General features: G+C 41.3%; 19 protein-coding genes. 10 read left to right on the plus strand and 9 right to left on the minus strand.

Annotated features, from left to right (window positions below; genetic code table 11):
• Positions 1 to 24: 24 nt before the first annotated feature.
• Both mobB and mobA read right to left on the minus strand, forming a co-directional pair.
• Positions 25 to 543 carry a molybdopterin-guanine dinucleotide biosynthesis protein MobB gene (gene mobB, locus PSF16_RS05520; RefSeq protein WP_006659563.1) on the minus strand — a complete coding sequence of 173 codons (519 nt, stop codon included), beginning with the start codon at positions 541 to 543 and terminating at the stop codon, positions 25 to 27.
• A 2-nt stretch (positions 544 to 545) separates the two neighbouring features.
• Positions 546 to 1,133 (minus strand): molybdenum cofactor guanylyltransferase MobA, encoded by a 588-nt coding sequence (mobA, locus tag PSF16_RS05525; RefSeq protein WP_154601672.1) that lies wholly within the window; start codon positions 1,131 to 1,133, stop codon positions 546 to 548.
• 214 nt (positions 1,134 to 1,347) lie between these two features.
• Between mobA and PSF16_RS05530 the strand changes: the two genes are divergently transcribed.
• From PSF16_RS05530 to PSF16_RS17445, 5 genes are all read left to right on the plus strand, one after another.
• Positions 1,348 to 1,617 (plus strand): YihD family protein, encoded by a 270-nt coding sequence (locus tag PSF16_RS05530; RefSeq protein WP_006659561.1) that lies wholly within the window; start codon positions 1,348 to 1,350, stop codon positions 1,615 to 1,617.
• Positions 1,618 to 1,623: 6 nt separating this feature from the next.
• Positions 1,624 to 2,619, plus strand: coding sequence for a serine/threonine protein kinase (locus tag PSF16_RS05535; protein ID WP_272688937.1), 996 nt, complete (start codon positions 1,624 to 1,626; stop codon positions 2,617 to 2,619).
• Between the two features lie 33 nt (positions 2,620 to 2,652).
• Positions 2,653 to 3,276, plus strand: a complete 624-nt coding sequence (gene dsbA / locus PSF16_RS05540; protein WP_006663036.1) for a thiol:disulfide interchange protein DsbA — start codon at positions 2,653 to 2,655, stop codon at positions 3,274 to 3,276.
• A 329-nt stretch (positions 3,277 to 3,605) separates the two neighbouring features.
• Positions 3,606 to 6,410, plus strand: a complete 2,805-nt coding sequence (gene polA / locus PSF16_RS05545) for a DNA polymerase I (protein ID WP_272688932.1) — start codon at positions 3,606 to 3,608, stop codon at positions 6,408 to 6,410.
• A 517-nt stretch (positions 6,411 to 6,927) separates the two neighbouring features.
• The gene (locus tag PSF16_RS17445) at positions 6,928 to 6,975 is read left to right on the plus strand and encodes a hypothetical protein (RefSeq protein WP_438361642.1); all 48 of its coding nucleotides are present in this window, start codon (positions 6,928 to 6,930) and stop codon (positions 6,973 to 6,975) included.
• 113 nt (positions 6,976 to 7,088) lie between these two features.
• Here the strand turns inward: PSF16_RS17445 and yihA are convergent, their stop codons facing one another.
• Positions 7,089 to 7,709, minus strand: coding sequence for a ribosome biogenesis GTP-binding protein YihA/YsxC (gene yihA, locus PSF16_RS05550; RefSeq protein WP_006659556.1), 621 nt, complete (start codon positions 7,707 to 7,709; stop codon positions 7,089 to 7,091).
• A gap of 267 nt (positions 7,710 to 7,976) precedes the next feature.
• Here yihA and ppiA point away from each other — a divergent pair, with 267 nt between their 5' ends.
• From ppiA to PSF16_RS05565, 3 genes are all read left to right on the plus strand, one after another.
• Positions 7,977 to 8,549 carry a peptidylprolyl isomerase A gene (gene ppiA / locus PSF16_RS05555; protein ID WP_006659555.1) on the plus strand — a complete coding sequence of 191 codons (573 nt, stop codon included), beginning with the start codon at positions 7,977 to 7,979 and terminating at the stop codon, positions 8,547 to 8,549.
• Positions 8,550 to 8,973: 424 nt separating this feature from the next.
• Positions 8,974 to 9,549 (plus strand): aminodeoxychorismate synthase component II, encoded by a 576-nt coding sequence (locus PSF16_RS05560; RefSeq protein WP_006659554.1) that lies wholly within the window; start codon positions 8,974 to 8,976, stop codon positions 9,547 to 9,549.
• A 131-nt stretch (positions 9,550 to 9,680) separates the two neighbouring features.
• A complete protein-coding gene (locus tag PSF16_RS05565) occupies positions 9,681 to 10,898 on the plus strand; it encodes an aspartate aminotransferase family protein (protein ID WP_272688933.1) in 1,218 nt (405 codons plus the stop codon).
• An 87-nt stretch (positions 10,899 to 10,985) separates the two neighbouring features.
• Here PSF16_RS05565 and PSF16_RS05570 read toward each other — a convergent pair whose 3' ends face one another.
• From PSF16_RS05570 to crp, 3 genes are all read right to left on the minus strand, one after another.
• Positions 10,986 to 12,179, minus strand: a complete 1,194-nt coding sequence (locus PSF16_RS05570; RefSeq protein ID WP_272688934.1) for a hypothetical protein — start codon at positions 12,177 to 12,179, stop codon at positions 10,986 to 10,988.
• A 184-nt stretch (positions 12,180 to 12,363) separates the two neighbouring features.
• Positions 12,364 to 12,732 carry a hypothetical protein gene (locus tag PSF16_RS05575; RefSeq protein WP_272688935.1) on the minus strand — a complete coding sequence of 123 codons (369 nt, stop codon included), beginning with the start codon at positions 12,730 to 12,732 and terminating at the stop codon, positions 12,364 to 12,366.
• Between the two features lie 198 nt (positions 12,733 to 12,930).
• Positions 12,931 to 13,563, minus strand: coding sequence for a cAMP-activated global transcriptional regulator CRP (gene crp, locus PSF16_RS05580; RefSeq protein WP_006659550.1), 633 nt, complete (start codon positions 13,561 to 13,563; stop codon positions 12,931 to 12,933).
• A gap of 324 nt (positions 13,564 to 13,887) precedes the next feature.
• On the opposite strand from crp, the gene PSF16_RS05585 reads away from it, so the two are divergent.
• Entirely contained in the window at positions 13,888 to 14,292 is a 405-nt protein-coding gene (locus tag PSF16_RS05585) for an OsmC family protein (RefSeq protein ID WP_006663031.1), read from the plus strand.
• A 77-nt stretch (positions 14,293 to 14,369) separates the two neighbouring features.
• Here the strand turns inward: PSF16_RS05585 and PSF16_RS05590 are convergent, their stop codons facing one another.
• Genes PSF16_RS05590 through PSF16_RS05600 form a run of 3 tightly spaced genes read right to left on the minus strand, consistent with a single transcriptional unit; the run spans position 14,370 to position 16,483 of the window.
• Positions 14,370 to 15,236, minus strand: coding sequence for a phosphoribulokinase (locus PSF16_RS05590; RefSeq protein WP_006663030.1), 867 nt, complete (start codon positions 15,234 to 15,236; stop codon positions 14,370 to 14,372).
• A gap of 48 nt (positions 15,237 to 15,284) precedes the next feature.
• Entirely contained in the window at positions 15,285 to 15,503 is a 219-nt protein-coding gene (locus PSF16_RS05595) for a YheU family protein (protein WP_006659547.1), read from the minus strand.
• Positions 15,500 to 16,483: a hydrolase gene (locus PSF16_RS05600; RefSeq protein ID WP_006663029.1), complete on the minus strand. Its 984-nt coding sequence runs from the start codon at positions 16,481 to 16,483 to the stop codon at positions 15,500 to 15,502. Before PSF16_RS05600 ends, PSF16_RS05595 begins: the two co-directional genes overlap by 4 nt.
• 102 nt (positions 16,484 to 16,585) lie before the next feature.
• Here PSF16_RS05600 and PSF16_RS05605 point away from each other — a divergent pair.
• Positions 16,586 to 16,833, plus strand: a 248-nt coding sequence (locus tag PSF16_RS05605; protein ID WP_272688936.1) for a LysE family translocator, incomplete at its 3' end; no start/stop codon positions are given.

The raw sequence follows: 16,833 nt of genomic DNA on the forward strand, positions 1-16,833 counted from the left end.
AATGAGGCGTTTTGTGTATTTAGGTTACTGGCTTTTTTGCCACCAAGAGACAATGTAATCAGCTACTTGGTCTGGATTATTGATATCCAACTGTGGGACATTGGTATCGATGATTTCGTCGCTGGCGACTGCCACAACATACTCATCAATTAAGCCATTTAAGGGTTTACCAACATCGGATCGGAACAGTGCGATCTTATCGATAGGCTCACCTTTAAAGCCCTCAACTAAGATCAGATCTAATGAGGTAGGATCAAAACGGCTGGCAAGGTAATTCAGGTTCATATCATTGCATTCAGGGGTTTCGGTCATTAATGCCCAGCGTTGATTACTGGCGACTAACGTTTGATCTGCACCTGCTTTACGTAATTCATAACTGTCTTTGCCCGGTGTATCAATCTCCATATCGTGATGCGTGTGCTTGATTAAGCCGACACGGACATGGCGTTGTCTCAGTAACGGGATAACTTTTTTGAGTAGGGTGGTTTTTCCGGTTCCACTGTAGGCGGTGATCCCGAGTAAAGGTAACGTGTTCTGGCTCATGATTATTTTTGTTGCAACTCCCAGTTACGGCTATCTTCCGGCGTATTTAAATTAGCAAATGTGCCTGTTTCAGAGGTAAACATGACGCTTTTTGCATCGATTTCACGCATAAATAGCATCAATTTGCGATCCCCTCTTGCGAGGTAATCATCCAAGGTTTTTTGTAGAGACCGATGGAGCAGAGTAAATGTGGGGTGTTCTCGCTCATTATCACAGGCGTAGCAGGCAAGATGCTCACCTTTTTCATGAAACATTTTCTCAGCTAAGTCAGTTGGAAATTCAGGAACATCGCAAGGGACAAATAGCAGCCAATCTGTCGTGGCTTGATGCAGTGCGGCTTGCATACCAGCTAACGGACCTGAAAAATCGGTCGTCAAATCGCTAAAGACAGGCAGCTGGCTTTGAGCATATTCGGCGTGATGGCGATTTGCGTTGATCAGTAACCGACCAACTTGTGGCTGTAAGCGTTCAATAATATAGCGGTACAACGGCTTACCCAATAAAGGTATGAGCCCTTTATCTTGCCCTCCCATGCGAGTGCCTTTGCCGCCTGCGAGGATAACGCCTGTAATTGACTGACGAAATGACATGTTCAATATCTCTGAAAATCTTAGCGAAAATGTTTCAACGAACTTAAATAATTTTTTGAGTATAGTTACAGCTAAAATCTATTCTATTTTCCTATAAAATCAATGAATATTAATACAAGAAACGGTTAAACTTTACTTAGATTGACAACTGTTCCCTTTTTCTATTGTAGGATTATTGGTAACTTGTATCGAATATTCGTGATAAGGAATAAACATGAAATGCCATCGTTTAAATGAAGTCATTGAACTTCTGCATCCAGTATGGAAGGACAACTCAGATTTAAATCTCGTGCAACTATTGCAAAAACTGGCTGATGAAGCGGGTTTTAAAGGCAGTTTATCTGAACTGACTGACGACGTATTAATTTATCATCTGAAAATGCGTGGTACTGATAGTAATGCGGTTATCCCTGGTATTCAAAAAGATTACGAGGATGATTTTAAAACGGCGATTTTGCGCGCGCGTGGCATCATAAAAGACTAAATGGATATGGATTTAACAGAACATTCGAGCTTTAACTTTAGTGGAATCTCCCCTGATGTGATCCTTGATGCGTTGATGGAAGCGGGTATTTATCCCGAATCAGGGCTCACTGAGCTAAATAGCTACGAGAATCGTGTTTACCAATTTCAGGATGAAAATCGCCAGCGCTATGTGGTGAAGTTTTATCGACCTGAGCGTTGGAACCGATCTCAAATTCAAGAAGAGCATGATTTTACCCTTGAGCTGCAAGATGAAGGTCTATCAGTCGCAGCACCGTTAGAATTTGCAGGGCAGACTGTTTTAGAGTTTGGTGGATTTATGTTTGCAGTCTTTCCGAGCATCGGAGGGCGCCAATATGAAACAGATAACTTATTTCAACTTGAAGGGGTAGGGCATTTATTAGGTCGTGTCCATCAGATAGGCAAACAACGAAATTTTGCATTTCGTCCGACTATCGGTGTGGATGAATATCTCGATCAGCCTAGAAATATTATTGCTACGAGTTCATTAATTAGAGAGCGTGATAAAACACCATTAATTGATTCGTTAGATAAGTTGATTGCTCAAGTTAAAATACTGTGGCCTGCTCAGCAATCGTTTATCCGCCTACAAGGAGATTGTCATCCCGGTAATATTTTGTGGCGGGATGAAGCTTGGCTGGTGGATTTTGATGATGCTCGCAATGGTCCTGCGGTACAAGATTTATGGATGTTGCTCAATGGCTCACGCCAAGAGCAAATTATTCAACTGGATACGTTATTAGAAGCGTATAACGAGTTTTGCGATTTTGATGTACGTGAGTTAAAGCTGATTGAACCGCTACGTGCGATGCGAATGGTGCATTACTTAGGATGGATCCTTCGTCGCTGGCAAGATCCTGCTTTTCCGAAAGCATTCCCATGGATCCAATCTGCTGATTTTTGGCAAAAACAATCAATTGAGTTTGCACAGCAAACCGAACGATTGTTGGAAGTTCCTTTGCAATTGAACCCGCAATTTTAATATTTAAGACTGTGTTTTTGGAGAATGTTTTCTATGAAAAAAATCATGTTGGCTTTGATTGGTATTGCCATGTCTTTTGGTGCCGCAGCAGCAAATTATTCAGAAGGTAAAGAGTACTCTGATGTTAAACCTCCGGTACAGGATTTACCGCAAGTACTAGAGTTTTTCTCATTTTATTGTCCACACTGTTATCAGTTTGAAAGCATATATAAAGTACCACAGACCGTTGAGAAAAACCTGCCAGAAGGCGTGACTAAAGCTCGTTATCATGTTGATTTCTTAGGTCCTTTAGGTGCTCAGCTGACTCAAGCATGGGCAGTCGCGATGGTGCTGAAAGTCGAAGATAAAGTGACCCCAATTCTGTTTGAAGGCGTTCAAAAAACGCAAACTATCAATACCCCAGCAGATATCCGTAATGCGTTTATTAAAGCGGGTGTGACTGGCGAAGAATATGATGCAGCACTGAATAGCTTTGTTGTGAAATCGTTAGTCGCGAAACAGCAAAATGCAGCGCAAGATTTAAAACTGCGCGGCGTGCCAGCGTTATTCGTCGATGGTAAGTACCAAATCCGTAATAATGGTATTTCTGTGGATAACGCAGATGACTATGCTAAAGAGTACTCAAAAGTTGTGAACTTCTTAGTCAATAAAAAATAATCCAAGAAGATAGCGGTAACTTGCCGCTATCTTTTTATTTACGGATTGTCCGTTATCAATATCCACAATTCGACTATCCCCCCTGATTTGTGATACATCAAACCTCTAGTCGCTAACTCATTGATTTTATTTTCTTGTTTTCTTGTTGCAATTCTCTTACTTATTGAATCCGTTAGATAACCAAATTTTACTCACAAAGTTATCCACAGGATGTTCGCCAGTATAAAAAACGATAACTGTGTGGGAATTTGAATCTCAAGGTGTATCTGAAGCCACAATGTGGCATCCTATTCCCCATTCATTCCCGATAAACAAGATGATGACAGATTATGGCTCAGATTGCTGAAAATCCCCTTATTTTGGTAGATGGCTCTTCCTACCTGTACCGTGCTTATCATGCATTCCCTCCATTGACCAACAGCGCTGGTGAACCAACCGGAGCGATGTATGGCGTGTTGAATATGCTACGTAGCCTAATCATGCAATACACCCCAAGTCATGTGGCTGTTGTCTTTGATGCCAAGGGAAAAACGTTCCGTGATGAATTGTTTGAAAGCTACAAATCCCATCGTCCGCCGATGCCAGATGATTTACGCGCGCAAATTGAGCCATTACATGAAATGGTTGCTGCGATGGGACTTCCTCTGTTGGTGATCCCCGGAGTGGAAGCAGATGACGTGATTGGTACGTTAGCGCGTGAAGCGAGCAGCAAGGGTATGCCGGTGTTAATCAGTACAGGTGATAAAGATATGGCGCAATTAGTCGAGCCAAATATCACGCTAATTAATACTATGACCAACACCATTTTAGGACCTGAAGAAGTGGAAGCAAAATACGGCGTTCCACCAAGTTTAATTATCGACTTCCTCGCGCTAATGGGTGATTCATCGGATAATATTCCGGGGGTCCCAGGCGTTGGCGAAAAAACCGCACTCGCGTTGTTACAAGGTATTGGTAGCTTAGAAGATATCTATAAAAATTTAGAGGCTATTGCTCCATTAGGTTTCCGTGGTTCTAAAACCCTTGCGCCTAAAATGGAAGATAACCGCGAATTAGCGTTTTTATCCTACCAGTTAGCCACTATCAAAACCGATGTTGAACTAGATAAGCCTTGCGAAGAGTTAAAAGTTGCGGAGCTCGATGCGGATAAACTGCATGCATTATTTAGCCGTTATGAATTCAAACGTTGGCTAGCAGATGTTGAAAATGGGACTTGGATGGACGGCAAAGGTGCAAAATCTGCAAAAGTCGCTGAAAGTTATCGTGCTCCAGAAAGCCAGCCAGCAGCAAAAGCTAAGCCAGCAGTACCGACGCTGAGTGCTGAAAATTATGAAACGATTTTAGACAAAGCACAGTTAGACCGTTGGGTAAAAAAACTGAGCGAATCGACGCTGTTTGCCTTTGATACTGAAACCGACAGCTTAGATACTCAAGAAGCTCGCTTAGTGGGAATGTCTTTTGCTATCGAAGCAGGTCGCGCGGCGTATTTACCTGTCGGGCACGATTATCTTGATGCCCCTGCCCAGCTATCGTTGGACGAGGTGATCGCAGTTATGAAGCCTATCTTGGAGAATGAGAAGATTGGCAAAATCGGTCAAAATTTAAAATATGATGCCGAAGTCCTGCTAAATTACGATATTGAACTAAAAGGCATCGCGTTTGATACGATGCTGGAATCGTATGTGTTGAACAGTGTGGCGGGTATGGGACGCCATGATATGGACAGCCTCGCCGATCGTCATCTCAACCACAAAACCGTGAGTTTTGAAGAGATTGCGGGTAAAGGCAAAAAGCAATTAACCTTTAATCAAATTCCATTAGAGCAAGCGGCGAATTATGCTGCCGAAGATGCTGATGTGACGTTGCTATTACATCAAGCGTTATATCCTCAACTGGAGTCTGAACCAAAATTAGCCCATGTTTTCCAGAATATTGAGATGCCACTCGTCCCTGTGCTGGTGCGGATGGAGCGTAAAGGTGTTCTGATTGATGCCGCTGTATTGACGGCTCAATCTCAAGTCATTACGGCGCGTTTAGCTGAATTGGAAAAACAAGCATTCGACTTGGCAGGTGAAGAGTTTAATTTGGCATCGCCAAAACAGCTACAGACGATTTTGTTCGAAAAGCTGCAATTGCCTGTTATTAAGAAAACGCCAAGTGGCGCAGCTTCAACCAATGAAGAAGTGCTCGAAGAGCTAGCCTTAAACCATGCACTACCAAAATTATTGTTAGAACACCGTAGCTTAGCGAAACTCAAATCGACTTATACCGATAAACTACCACTAATGATTAACCCAAGAACGCAGCGTGTGCATACGTCCTATCATCAAGCTGTGACTGCGACGGGACGTTTATCTTCACGTGACCCGAACTTACAAAACATTCCAGTGCGTACCGAAGAAGGTCGTCGTATCCGCCAAGCGTTTGTGGCTCGTGATGGTTATAAGGTCATGGCTGCGGACTATTCACAAATTGAATTGCGTATCATGGCGCATCTTTCCCAAGATAAAGGCTTACTGACCGCTTTTGCGCAAGGGAAAGATATTCATAGAGCAACAGCTGCGGAGGTCTTCGGTGTTCCATTAGAGGAAGTGACCAGCGACCAACGTCGTAGTGCAAAAGCGATTAACTTTGGCTTGATTTATGGTATGAGCGCATTTGGACTGGCGCGTCAGTTAGGGATCCCTCGCGGAGAAGCACAGCGTTATATGGATCTCTATTTTGAGCGTTACCCGGGCGTATTGCGTTATATGGAAAATACGCGTTTGCAAGCATCAGAACAAGGCTATGTCGAGACATTAGAAGGGCGTAGATTGTATCTCGCAGACATCAAGTCGAGCAACGGTATGCGTCGTAAAGCGGCAGAGCGAGAAGCAATCAATGCACCAATGCAAGGTACCGCAGCCGATATTATCAAAAAGGCGATGATAGCCGTGGATAATTGGCTTGAAACAGAAAAACCAAGTGCGGACATGCTAATGCAAGTACACGATGAATTGGTTTTTGAAGTCAAAGAATCCGAGCTAGAGAAGGTGAAAGCGAAGGTTCAGGCGCTGATGGAGCAGAGTATGGTGCTGGATGTTCCTCTGAAAGTGGAGGTGGGGGTTGGCTCGAACTGGGACGAAGCCCATTAATACTCGTCATATTTCACGCTGTGGCGGCGTTGGTTTCACTCAGCCACTTGGGTCACATACTTGTGTATGCTCCCCAAGCTGTCTTCGTTCACCGCCTTACCACAACATGAACTATTTAGAGTATTGGTTGGCACAACGATCTTAGATGTAAAAACTAAAAGCAAGAGCAAGAGCAAGAGCTAAGCAAAAGATAATGTAAGGCACCCCAAAGGTTGGCGACAATGTTTGGGGTGTTTTTTTATCAGTGGAACATGCGTTAATCTTTCCGCCATTTTATTCTCTTTAAATTGCAGTTAATTCGTCGGTAAAACACTGAATTTTAAAACTATCAGCGAAATGACGTAAGGGATAATTATGCGACTTAGATCTCATAAATATGTAGTAAAAATACGTTTTATGCGAGTTTTTAGACGATTCTCGGGGCTGAATCGTAGTAAGCTTTGAAAAAAAACTACAAAAAGCCTTTTTTTCGAGCGAAAAATAAAGTACATTATCAGGCGTAGGGTACAGAGGTAAGATGTTCTATCTTTCAGACCTTTTACTTCACGTAATCGGATTTAGCTGAATATTAGCTGCTCCAGTCAAGTTTTTGACTGGAGCATTTTTTTTGCATAAATTCTGATGCGCTAACGGCATAGACCGTTGTACGCCGCGATTGGCGTACAAGGAATGAAAAGATTATTCTGCGGAAGTACTGTACCAGCTATCGAGTTTGATACGTAACTTATCAATACCTATCTTTTTCAGTGCCGAGAAATATTCCACTTCAATATCGCCTTCAGCTTCAAGAGGTGCTAATGCTTGGCGAACTTCCATTAATTGTTTCTTTCTCGCGCCAGAAGCCAGTTTGTCAGCTTTGGTGAGTAGAACGAGGACGGGAATGTTCATCGCAACTGACCATTCGATCATTTGCATATCAAGGTCTTTCAGTGGATGACGGATATCCATCAAAATTACTAACCCTTTGATACATTCTCTTTTTTGTAAATATTCACCGAGAGCTTGCTGCCATTTGCGCTTCATGTCTTCAGGCACTTCGGCATAACCGTAGCCCGGGAGGTCAACTAGGCGAATGCCCTCTTCAACTTCAAATAGGTTGATAAGCTGAGTTCTTCCCGGTGTTTTACTGGTACGCGCTAAGCTTTTTTGCTGTGTTAATGCATTTAATGCACTGGATTTGCCCGCGTTAGATCGGCCAGCAAACGCCACCTCAATGCCCGTATCTTTTGGCAGATGACGGATATCGGGGGCACTGATGACAAATTTTGTCATGTGATAGTTGTGGTTTTTAATTGCCATTGGTGGTTCTCCCTGAGTAGCCTCAAAAGGCTGGGGGATTATAGCGACTGAATAGCATACAAACAACAAAAGGGGGATATTTGATGCTATATCTATTTGAGAATGACATTATGCGAAAGCTTTCTCATTTAAATGTCCTACAATTAATTATATTTAGCGAAATTTAACTATTCGGCGTAAATATAGGTAAATCTTTAGCAATTACCCCCGCTTCGCTCTAGAATTGGGCATTAATATGTTTTTGGGTATTAACAAAAGGGATCTTGAATGTTGAAACGAATTTTTGTGCCATTATTGGCAGTCTGTGCGATGAGCACAACTTCTCTTGCATTAGCAGCTGGTGAAACTTACGTTAAATTAGTGACGTCAGCAGGTAATATTGAATTAGAGCTAAATAGTAAAAAAGCCCCTGTTAGTACTGAAAACTTCCTGCAATATGTTAATGAAGGTTATTACAACGGCACCACTTTCCACCGTGTGATTCCCGGCTTTATGATCCAAGGCGGCGGTTTTAATAAAGAATTGCAGCAAAAACAAACTCGTGCACCAATTGCTAACGAAGCTGATAATGGGTTACGTAATTTACGTGGAACCATTGCGATGGCGCGTAGTGCAAATAAAGACAGTGCAACAAGCCAATTCTTTATTAATGTTGCTGATAACGCATTCTTAGATCACGGACAGCGTGATTTTGGCTATGCCGTATTTGGCAAAGTGGTTAAAGGAATGGATGTCGCGGATAAAATTTCGAAAGTCAAAACAGAGAATGTCGGACCATACCAAAATGTTCCTGTTGAACCAATCACGATTATTTCTGCTGAAGTGATTAAAAAGCCTTAATATCTTTCTCATGAAGAGGATGGTTTTCGTTAATCATCCTCTTTATTTCGTTTAAAACCCCTTTCTTTGCATTTTTTCTTATTTCCTAGCTTGCGAATGCATGATTTTTTCGTGGGTTAACCGTATCTTCTGATTTTACCCATCTGACCGTTGTGATTTTACTTTATTGTATTTAAAGCATTTCTTGTCCAATTATGAAATTGTTATATCTCTGTGAATATAATTCCATGATTTTTATATGGAAATTTTTATATTGAAAATAGATTACTTGACTTAAATAGGCTATTTTCCTGTCTTGGCTGTGCTATGATAGCCGCCCTTTGTGTAAATTTATGGATTTTGGGTGGCGCTCTGATTGCTAACCGCTATAAATTATGCATAAACAAAAAACTTATAATGATAAAAATCAGTCGGATAGGCTACTATGCTTTTACTTATTGATAATTACGATTCATTTACATACAACTTATACCAATACTTTTGCGAACTAGGGGCTGAAGTGCTGGTGAAACGTAATGACGAAATTACCATTGAAGAAATTGAACAATTGGCTCCAACCCATTTGGTCATTTCACCCGGTCCTTGTACGCCAGATGAGGCGGGGATTTCTCTGGAAGCGATAAAATATTTTGCGGGCAAAGTACCTATTTTGGGTATTTGCTTAGGTCATCAAGCGATTGGTCAAGCATTTGGCGCATCTGTTGTAAAGGCGCGTGAAGTGATGCACGGCAAAACTTCGTCTATCCATCATAACCATCAGGGGGTATTTAAAGGGCTTAACCGACCTTTAACTGTGACCCGCTACCATTCTCTTGTGATTGCGGCTGAAACACTTCCTGCTTCTTTTGATGTTTCTGCTTGGTCATTGAATAACGGGGATATTGATGAAATTATGGGGATCCGCCACAAGACCCTGCCAATAGAAGGGGTTCAATTCCATCCCGAAAGTATTCTCAGCGAACAAGGTCATGAGCTGTTGAGTAACTTCCTCAAATACTAGTCACTATATTTTCCGGCTAGCAAAATTAATTATGCATATTTTACCCTTTCCTCTTGCGCTTTATTGATTTTTTATTCATATTTGATGCTTATATTTTCACTTAAGCATTCGATAAAGAGCAGGTGAGGGGTATGTCAGAACAACAAGCAGTCAATCGGCAAACTTTCGATCAGGTTATGCTACCTATTTTTTCGCCAGCTGAATTTATTCCAGTTAAAGGCGAAGGGAGCCGCGTTTGGGATCAGCAAGGTAAAGAATATATTGATTATGCAGGCGGGATTGCGGTTTTAGCGCTAGGTCATTGTCATCCGAGTCTAGTTGCGGCCGTGCGTGACCAAAGCGAAAAACTGTGGCACGTGAGTAATGTTTTTACGAATGAACAGGCGCTAAAACTGGCTCAAAAATTAACGAAAGCAACGTTTGCAGACCGCGCGTTTTTTGTTAATTCAGGTTCTGAAGCAAATGAAGCCGCATTTAAGCTAGCGCGTCGATATGCCATCACCAAATATAGCCCATATAAAACGAAGATCATTGCATTTAAGCAAGCTTTCCATGGCAGAACATTATTTACGGTGTCAGTTGGCGGGCAAGCAAAATATGCAGATGGTTTTGGCCCAAAGCCTGCAGATATTATTCATGTGCCTTTCAATGACCTTGATGCCGTCAAAGCGGTTATCGATGAAAACACGTGTGCAGTCGTGCTGGAACCCGTTCAAGGAGAAGGTGGGGTGACACCTGCAACTCTAGAATTCCTGCAAGGAGTACGTCAACTTTGCGATGAAAATAATGCATTGCTTATTTTTGATGAAGTACAAAGCGGTATGGGGCGTACAGGGAAGCTATTCTCTTATATGCATTACGATGTGACACCTGATATTTTAACCACTGCCAAAGCGCTCGGTGGCGGCTTTCCAATCAGTGCGATGATCACCACTGAAGATATTGCACAAACGATGGAAGTAGGTTCTCACGGTACGACATACGGTGGAAACCCACTAGCATGTGCAGTCGGTAATGCAGCATTCGATATTATCAATACAGATGAAGTGCTTGAGGGTGTTGCAAAACGCCGTGAGTTATTTATCGCACACCTAAATAAGCTAAATGACCAATATGGAATTTTTGCTGAAATTCGTGGAATGGGCTTATTAATTGGTGCAGAGCTCAAAGGTAAATTACTGAATCGCTCGAAAGATGTGTTACAAGCCAGTGCAGCAGAAGGGTTGATGATGCTCAGTGCAGGAGCCAACGTGTTGCGCTTCACACCATCACTGATTATTTCTGAGGAAGAGATTAACAGTGGGATGGCGAAACTGACGGCAGCAATAGAAAAGCTATTGGCTGAATAATTAACTCAAAGCTCAAAGAGAGTGATACCTCTTTGAGCTTTAGACTTATTTTCGGGCTGCTATTCTTTGTTTGATAATTTCTGCGTTCTATTTTTTCACGGCAATATCGGTCTTCAATGCTTTTATTTGCTGTGCATTTCTTACCATTTCTTTGTTGATATTCATAACAAATCCATCTTGTAACTGCGACATTATGGGTTGTTGAGTTCGATGATTTTGTAATCGATTAATTGATTTTTCTTGTTCTAATCGAGAGTTGAAGGTTTTTTTCGACGAGATATTTTTCTTTATTGACTGATTTTCAGTGCTCCTATTTTTCGTCATGTCAGTTGTCGACTTGACTGTACTTCCTGATGTGTAAAGTCCGATAAAATTGCCATTAATTTTCTTCGTTTTTATCGTTAGGGACGTAGATTTTGTCTCCTGTATTGCCGGGCTTTCCGGTTTTTTATAAGAAAATTCATTTGGAATATTTCTCTCTTCTAATATCGGATTGAATGATGTTGAAGCTCGAGTTTTTTCACTGGCTGAATTCATTCTGGTGTGTGTTGTTTTTGATATCACATTACGAACAGGTTTGATCGTCGATTTTGGTGTATGTCGGGTAACGTGCTCTTTCTGACTATTTTTTGTTAAGTTTACCAGCGTTAAATTCGACGATTTATGCTTAGATAGTCGGTCACTGGATGCTAATTGTTGTTTTGCGCTCACCGGAGTGCCATCTGTACGGAATACCGTCGGTTTTACTGTTGTATTGAGCTGTTTCTTTTCTTGTTTCACTGTTTTTAATTTTCGAGATAATGCAATGGCTGGAGGCTGGGATATTTGTGGTGTGGCTGTGTCAGACGGTGTTTGCGTGGGGGGGAGGCTATTTTCATGCTGTTCTTCTTTAGCATTAAAATATTGAGCAAATACCGTGCCATCGTAATGATTATGGATTAATGGTTTAGTTTGTTTATCCCATTTTTTAAATTTATTTGATGCAAAATCATCATAAATTTCTTGTTTCCAAGCAGGCAACTGTTCACAGGATTCAAATGACTCATCATCCCATGATGCATCATCCATTGTGGTCATAATAAAATCGTGAGTGGTGTTTTGGTCTTTTAATTCTGTTTCATGATTTTTTAAATTAAAAAAATCATGACGACTTTTTATTTTAGCAATTTGATTGGCAATTAATGAAATTTTAGTCTCAGAACTTAATGAACCTTGGTTGGTTTTTTGGATATAGAGTTTGAGTGCGGAACTGGTGTCACATCGAATTTTTGGGAATGACATGGGCATATGATACCTCACCTTGATAATGTAAAAATGAGGCTAGTTTATTCAGTAATATGTACTTGCAATATAAAAAAACGACTTTAGATAATTAACTAATTGATAAAAAAGGCCTAACAAATAGCGGTTAGGCAAAAGTGTGGCATATTCATTAAGGTGCTACATATGGCAAAAATTTGGAATGCTATTTGTTCGTAAGATCCTTAAAGAATGCGAAGCTCTTATTAAATTCAATTGAATGGGTATCAATGTTTTTGTTTGAATGAGTACCAAACATAACCGCTACCTTCGGCTTAGAAACATGCTGGGTAGGTTGGCTATTAGGAACTAAACGACCAATACTCAATGAAGATACAAAACGTGTTTGAGGCAAATTGTTGACTTTTTCCAGCGGCTTTTTCGCTAATGCGGGGCATTTTGTTGTTGAGCGATTTGCCGCATCTAAATGTTCGAAAAAAGCCTGCTTTTTCAAGAAAGTGTTAATACAGCGTTTTTGGTATTTCTCTAAATGCTGAAGAGACTCTGCATGGCTTAGATTATTAATGTGTATCATGAATGAAATCCTAAATAATTATTGGCTAACTATTCAGTATTCTATATAGAAGAATGTTTTCTATAATATCAAAAAGCGCGGTTATTTTTTGTTCAGGCTAAAAGGTTATATTACTGACATGTATAAAAAAGGGTTTATATCACTGATACAAACCCTTTTTATTCAGAGTCCAGCTAATAAGCTAGACGGAAAAATAAATTATCGTGTGCCGTAGACAACAATTGTTTTACCATGCGCGGAGATTAAATTTTGGTCTTCCAGCATTTTTAAAATACGACCCACTGTTTCACGGGAACAACCGACGATTTGACCAATTTCCTGACGGGTAATTTTAATTTGCATGCCATCAGGGTGAGTCATCGCATCAGGTTGTTTTGCTAAATTTAACAATGTTTGAGCAATACGACCAGTAACGTCTAAGAATGCAAGGTTACCTACTTTTTCGGAAGTGGTTTGCAAGCGATTCGCCATTTGCGCAGAAAGACGCATCAGGATATCTGGGTTGACTTGAATCAGCTGACGGAATTTCTTATAGGAAATTTCAGCGACTTCGCAAGCAACTTTTGCGCGAACCCATGCAGTACGTTCCTGTCCTTCTTCAAATAACCCAAGTTCGCCAATGAAGTCTCCCTGATTTAAATAAGAGAGAATCATTTCTTTGCCTTCTTCATCTTTGATTAAAACAGCCACTGAACCTTTAACAATGTAGTAAAGGGTTTCTGCTTTTTCACCCTGATGGATCAGAGTGCTCTTGGATGGATACTTATGAATATGGCAGTGTGACAAAAACCATTCAAGAGTAGGGTCTGTTTGTGGCTTGCCGAGAACCATTAGCGTTATCCTCTGTATGTTATTGCAACCTTTCGAAAAGTAGGGAAAGGCTGACTTTAAAGTGTCTAGCTTAGCATATTAAGTCACATTGATGCCTATTATTAATGCTGCTATGGACCAATGCAAATTAATATCAATTGTATAATATAATCAATTGAAACGTTGAGTTTTGATCTTAATCCTATCAACTAAGCATTGTTTGTATCATATCCAATGTCGAATGTCTTCCCTGTATCGCTTCAGCCTAATAATGCTGATATAACATTGTCTAGATATATGGAACAATGAGGCGATAAACATCACTATTTTTTGAGAGGAATAAAAATGGAAGCACGCGTAAAGTGGGTAGAAGGACTCTCTTTTTTAGGTGAGTCAGCATCAGGTCACCAAATTATGATGGATGGTAATGCAGGGGATAAAGCGCCCAGCCCAATGGAGATGGTTTTAATGGCGGCGGGTGGATGTAGTGCGATTGACGTTGTTTCCATCATTCAAAAAGGTCGTCAGGATATTCTTGATTGTGAAGTGAAATTAACGTCACAGCGCCGCGAAGAAGCGCCTCGCTACTTCACTGATATCAATTTACATTTTATTGTCACTGGTCGTGAATTAACAGACAAAGTCGTTGAACGCGCCGTCCAACTCTCTGCGGAAAAATATTGCTCCGTCGCAATCATGTTAGAAAAAACGGTGAATGTGACTCATAGCTTCGAAATTAAAAACGTATAATCGTGTTTTATATTCAGATGCTTATCTTTATTATCGATAAGCATCTTATCATTAATCTATTTAATTATAATGCTGAGCTACCCATTACGCTGTTTCATGAGTTTTTCCACTAATGGCATCATAATCAGCTCCATTGCGAGACCTAATTTCCCACCCGGCACCACAATGGTGTTCATTGCTGAAATAAACGAACCATTTAGCATGGATAATAAATAGGGAAAATCAATCTGCTCTAATCCCCTGAAACGAATCACAATAAAACTTTCGTCCTGTGAGGGAATCGCTTTTGCTGAAAAAGGATTAGAGGTATCAACCGTCGGAACGCGCTGGAAGTTAATATGGGTACGAGAGAATTGTGGCGTAATATAGTTAATATAATCTCCCATTGAACGGACTACGGAATCCATCACAGCTTCCCGAGAATGCCCCCGTTCGGTGGTGTCACGAATAAGCTTTTGAATCCATTCAAGGTTGACGATAGGTACAACGCCAACCAGCAAATCAACATGTTGTGCCACATCGTGTTCTGGCGTGACAATACCACCATGTAACCCTTCATAGAATAACACGTCGGTATTGGATGGCAGTGGCTCCCACGGCGTAAAAGTACCGGGTTGTAACCCATAAGGCACGGCTTCATCGTAGGTATGGAGGTATTTACGAGACTGCCCATAACCGGTTGTCGCGTAGTCAATTAAGGTTTGTTCAAGTAGAGAAAAATCATTGGCTTCAGGACCGAAATAACTAATATGGCGTCCTTGTTCGCGGGCTTTACGGATAGCCATATCCATTTCAGGGCGGGTATAGCGATGAAAACTATCCCCTTCAAGGGTCGCAGGGCGGATATTTAATTGATGGAATATCTTACGAAATGCTTGGCTCGTTGAGGTTGTTCCTGCGCCACTCGAACCCGTCACTGCAATAATCGGATGCTTCTTTGACATAGTGGACTCCCTGTTTTACGCCATGACCACTATTTTTGAGAAACAGCGCTACGGGCGAAACTGGTTATTAGGCATGAAATTTACCGATTCATGTAACTCAGACCAGACTAGCACAATTTCGCCAGAAACTAACTGCCGTTTCACGTCATTCACTTTATCCTGCAAGCTTTTCTCATGGGTGCCATAATCGGTGCCTTCGCGTAAAACATAACTTTCGATGAGATTTTCTAGAGTTTCAGGCGCGAGATCTTTCCACGGAATAATCATGATTTTTGCTCATTCAAATACGATGTTAACCACAACGGAATACGTGTTTCCAACCACATTTGCGGCTTTCTAAAACTGCCACCGACAAATCCAACATGCCCACCATGTTCCGTCATTTGGTATTCAATATTTGCAGGTAAATGGCTTAAATCTGGTACCACTTCCGGCGCCATAAATGGGTCATCTTTGGCGTGGATTATCAGTGTGGGTTTTGTAATCTGTGATAATTTAGGTAGCGCACTGCATTTTTGATAATAATCCGCCGCATCATCAAAGCCGTGGATGCGCGCAGTAATGACATCATCAAATTCGCGAATACGTTTAAGCTGCTTAAGTTGCAATAAATTAAGCGGAAGCGAGCCGGGGTAGCGTACCAACTTGCGCGTTGCATTGCGTTTTAACCCGTTAAGTAGGTAGCGCTGATATAGTTGAGAAATACCTTTTTCCATTTTGATGGAACAGGCTTCTAGCATGAGTGGTGCAGAGACAACAACCCCCGCATCCAATTCGGCATTCTCACCATTCTCTGCTAAATAGCAGGCTAACATATTACCGCCAAGAGAGTAACCGACTGCTGCAGTTGGAGCATCCCCCCAGGTTTGTTTCAACCAATGTAAAAAATAGCGAGCATCGCTGGTTTCACCGGAATGATAAATACGTTTTTGGCGATTAGGTTCTCCGCTACACCCTCTAAAATGCATAATTACGCCTAGCCACCCTTGCTTTTGGGCGCTTTCTAACATCCCATGGGCATAAGGGCTTTTAAAATTTCCTTCCAATCCGTGAAAAATCACTAAACGAGGCTTTTTACTTGCTTGTTCTGGGTTTTCGCTCCATGCAAGATCGATAAAATCACCATCAGGCAATTCTAATCGCTGCCATGTGGGGACAATTTTCGGGGTACGCCGAAAGATCCTTGGTAATAAGGTTTGGAGGTGTGGATTTTTTGCCCAACTCATAGGGCGGAAATTTTCTGACATGGCCTTATTTTTTATTTAGTGGGAACGCTTGAGAGTCACATAACATACTGTTATTTTTCTGTGATGCAAGTAAACATATTTAGGTTGAGGAACATAGTATAAATGACTCTGGGGCTAATTTTTTCGCTTTTTACGTTTTTATTCATTGCCGCAGTCACGCCAGGCCCTAACAATATGTTGTTGACCTCTTGTGCCGCTAACTACGGATTCCGTCGTAGTATCGGATTATTATTAGGAATAATGCTTGGAATGCAGTCAATTCTTTATTTGTCTGCATTCGGCGTTGCTGCACTCTTACTATTATATCCAGCAATTCATATCGTGCTGAAAATCGTTGGTAGCATTTATTT

The sequence above is a fragment of the Providencia sp. PROV033 genome (assembly GCF_028484855.1).
In the GTDB taxonomy this organism is placed as follows: Bacteria; Pseudomonadota; Gammaproteobacteria; order Enterobacterales; family Enterobacteriaceae; genus Providencia; species Providencia alcalifaciens.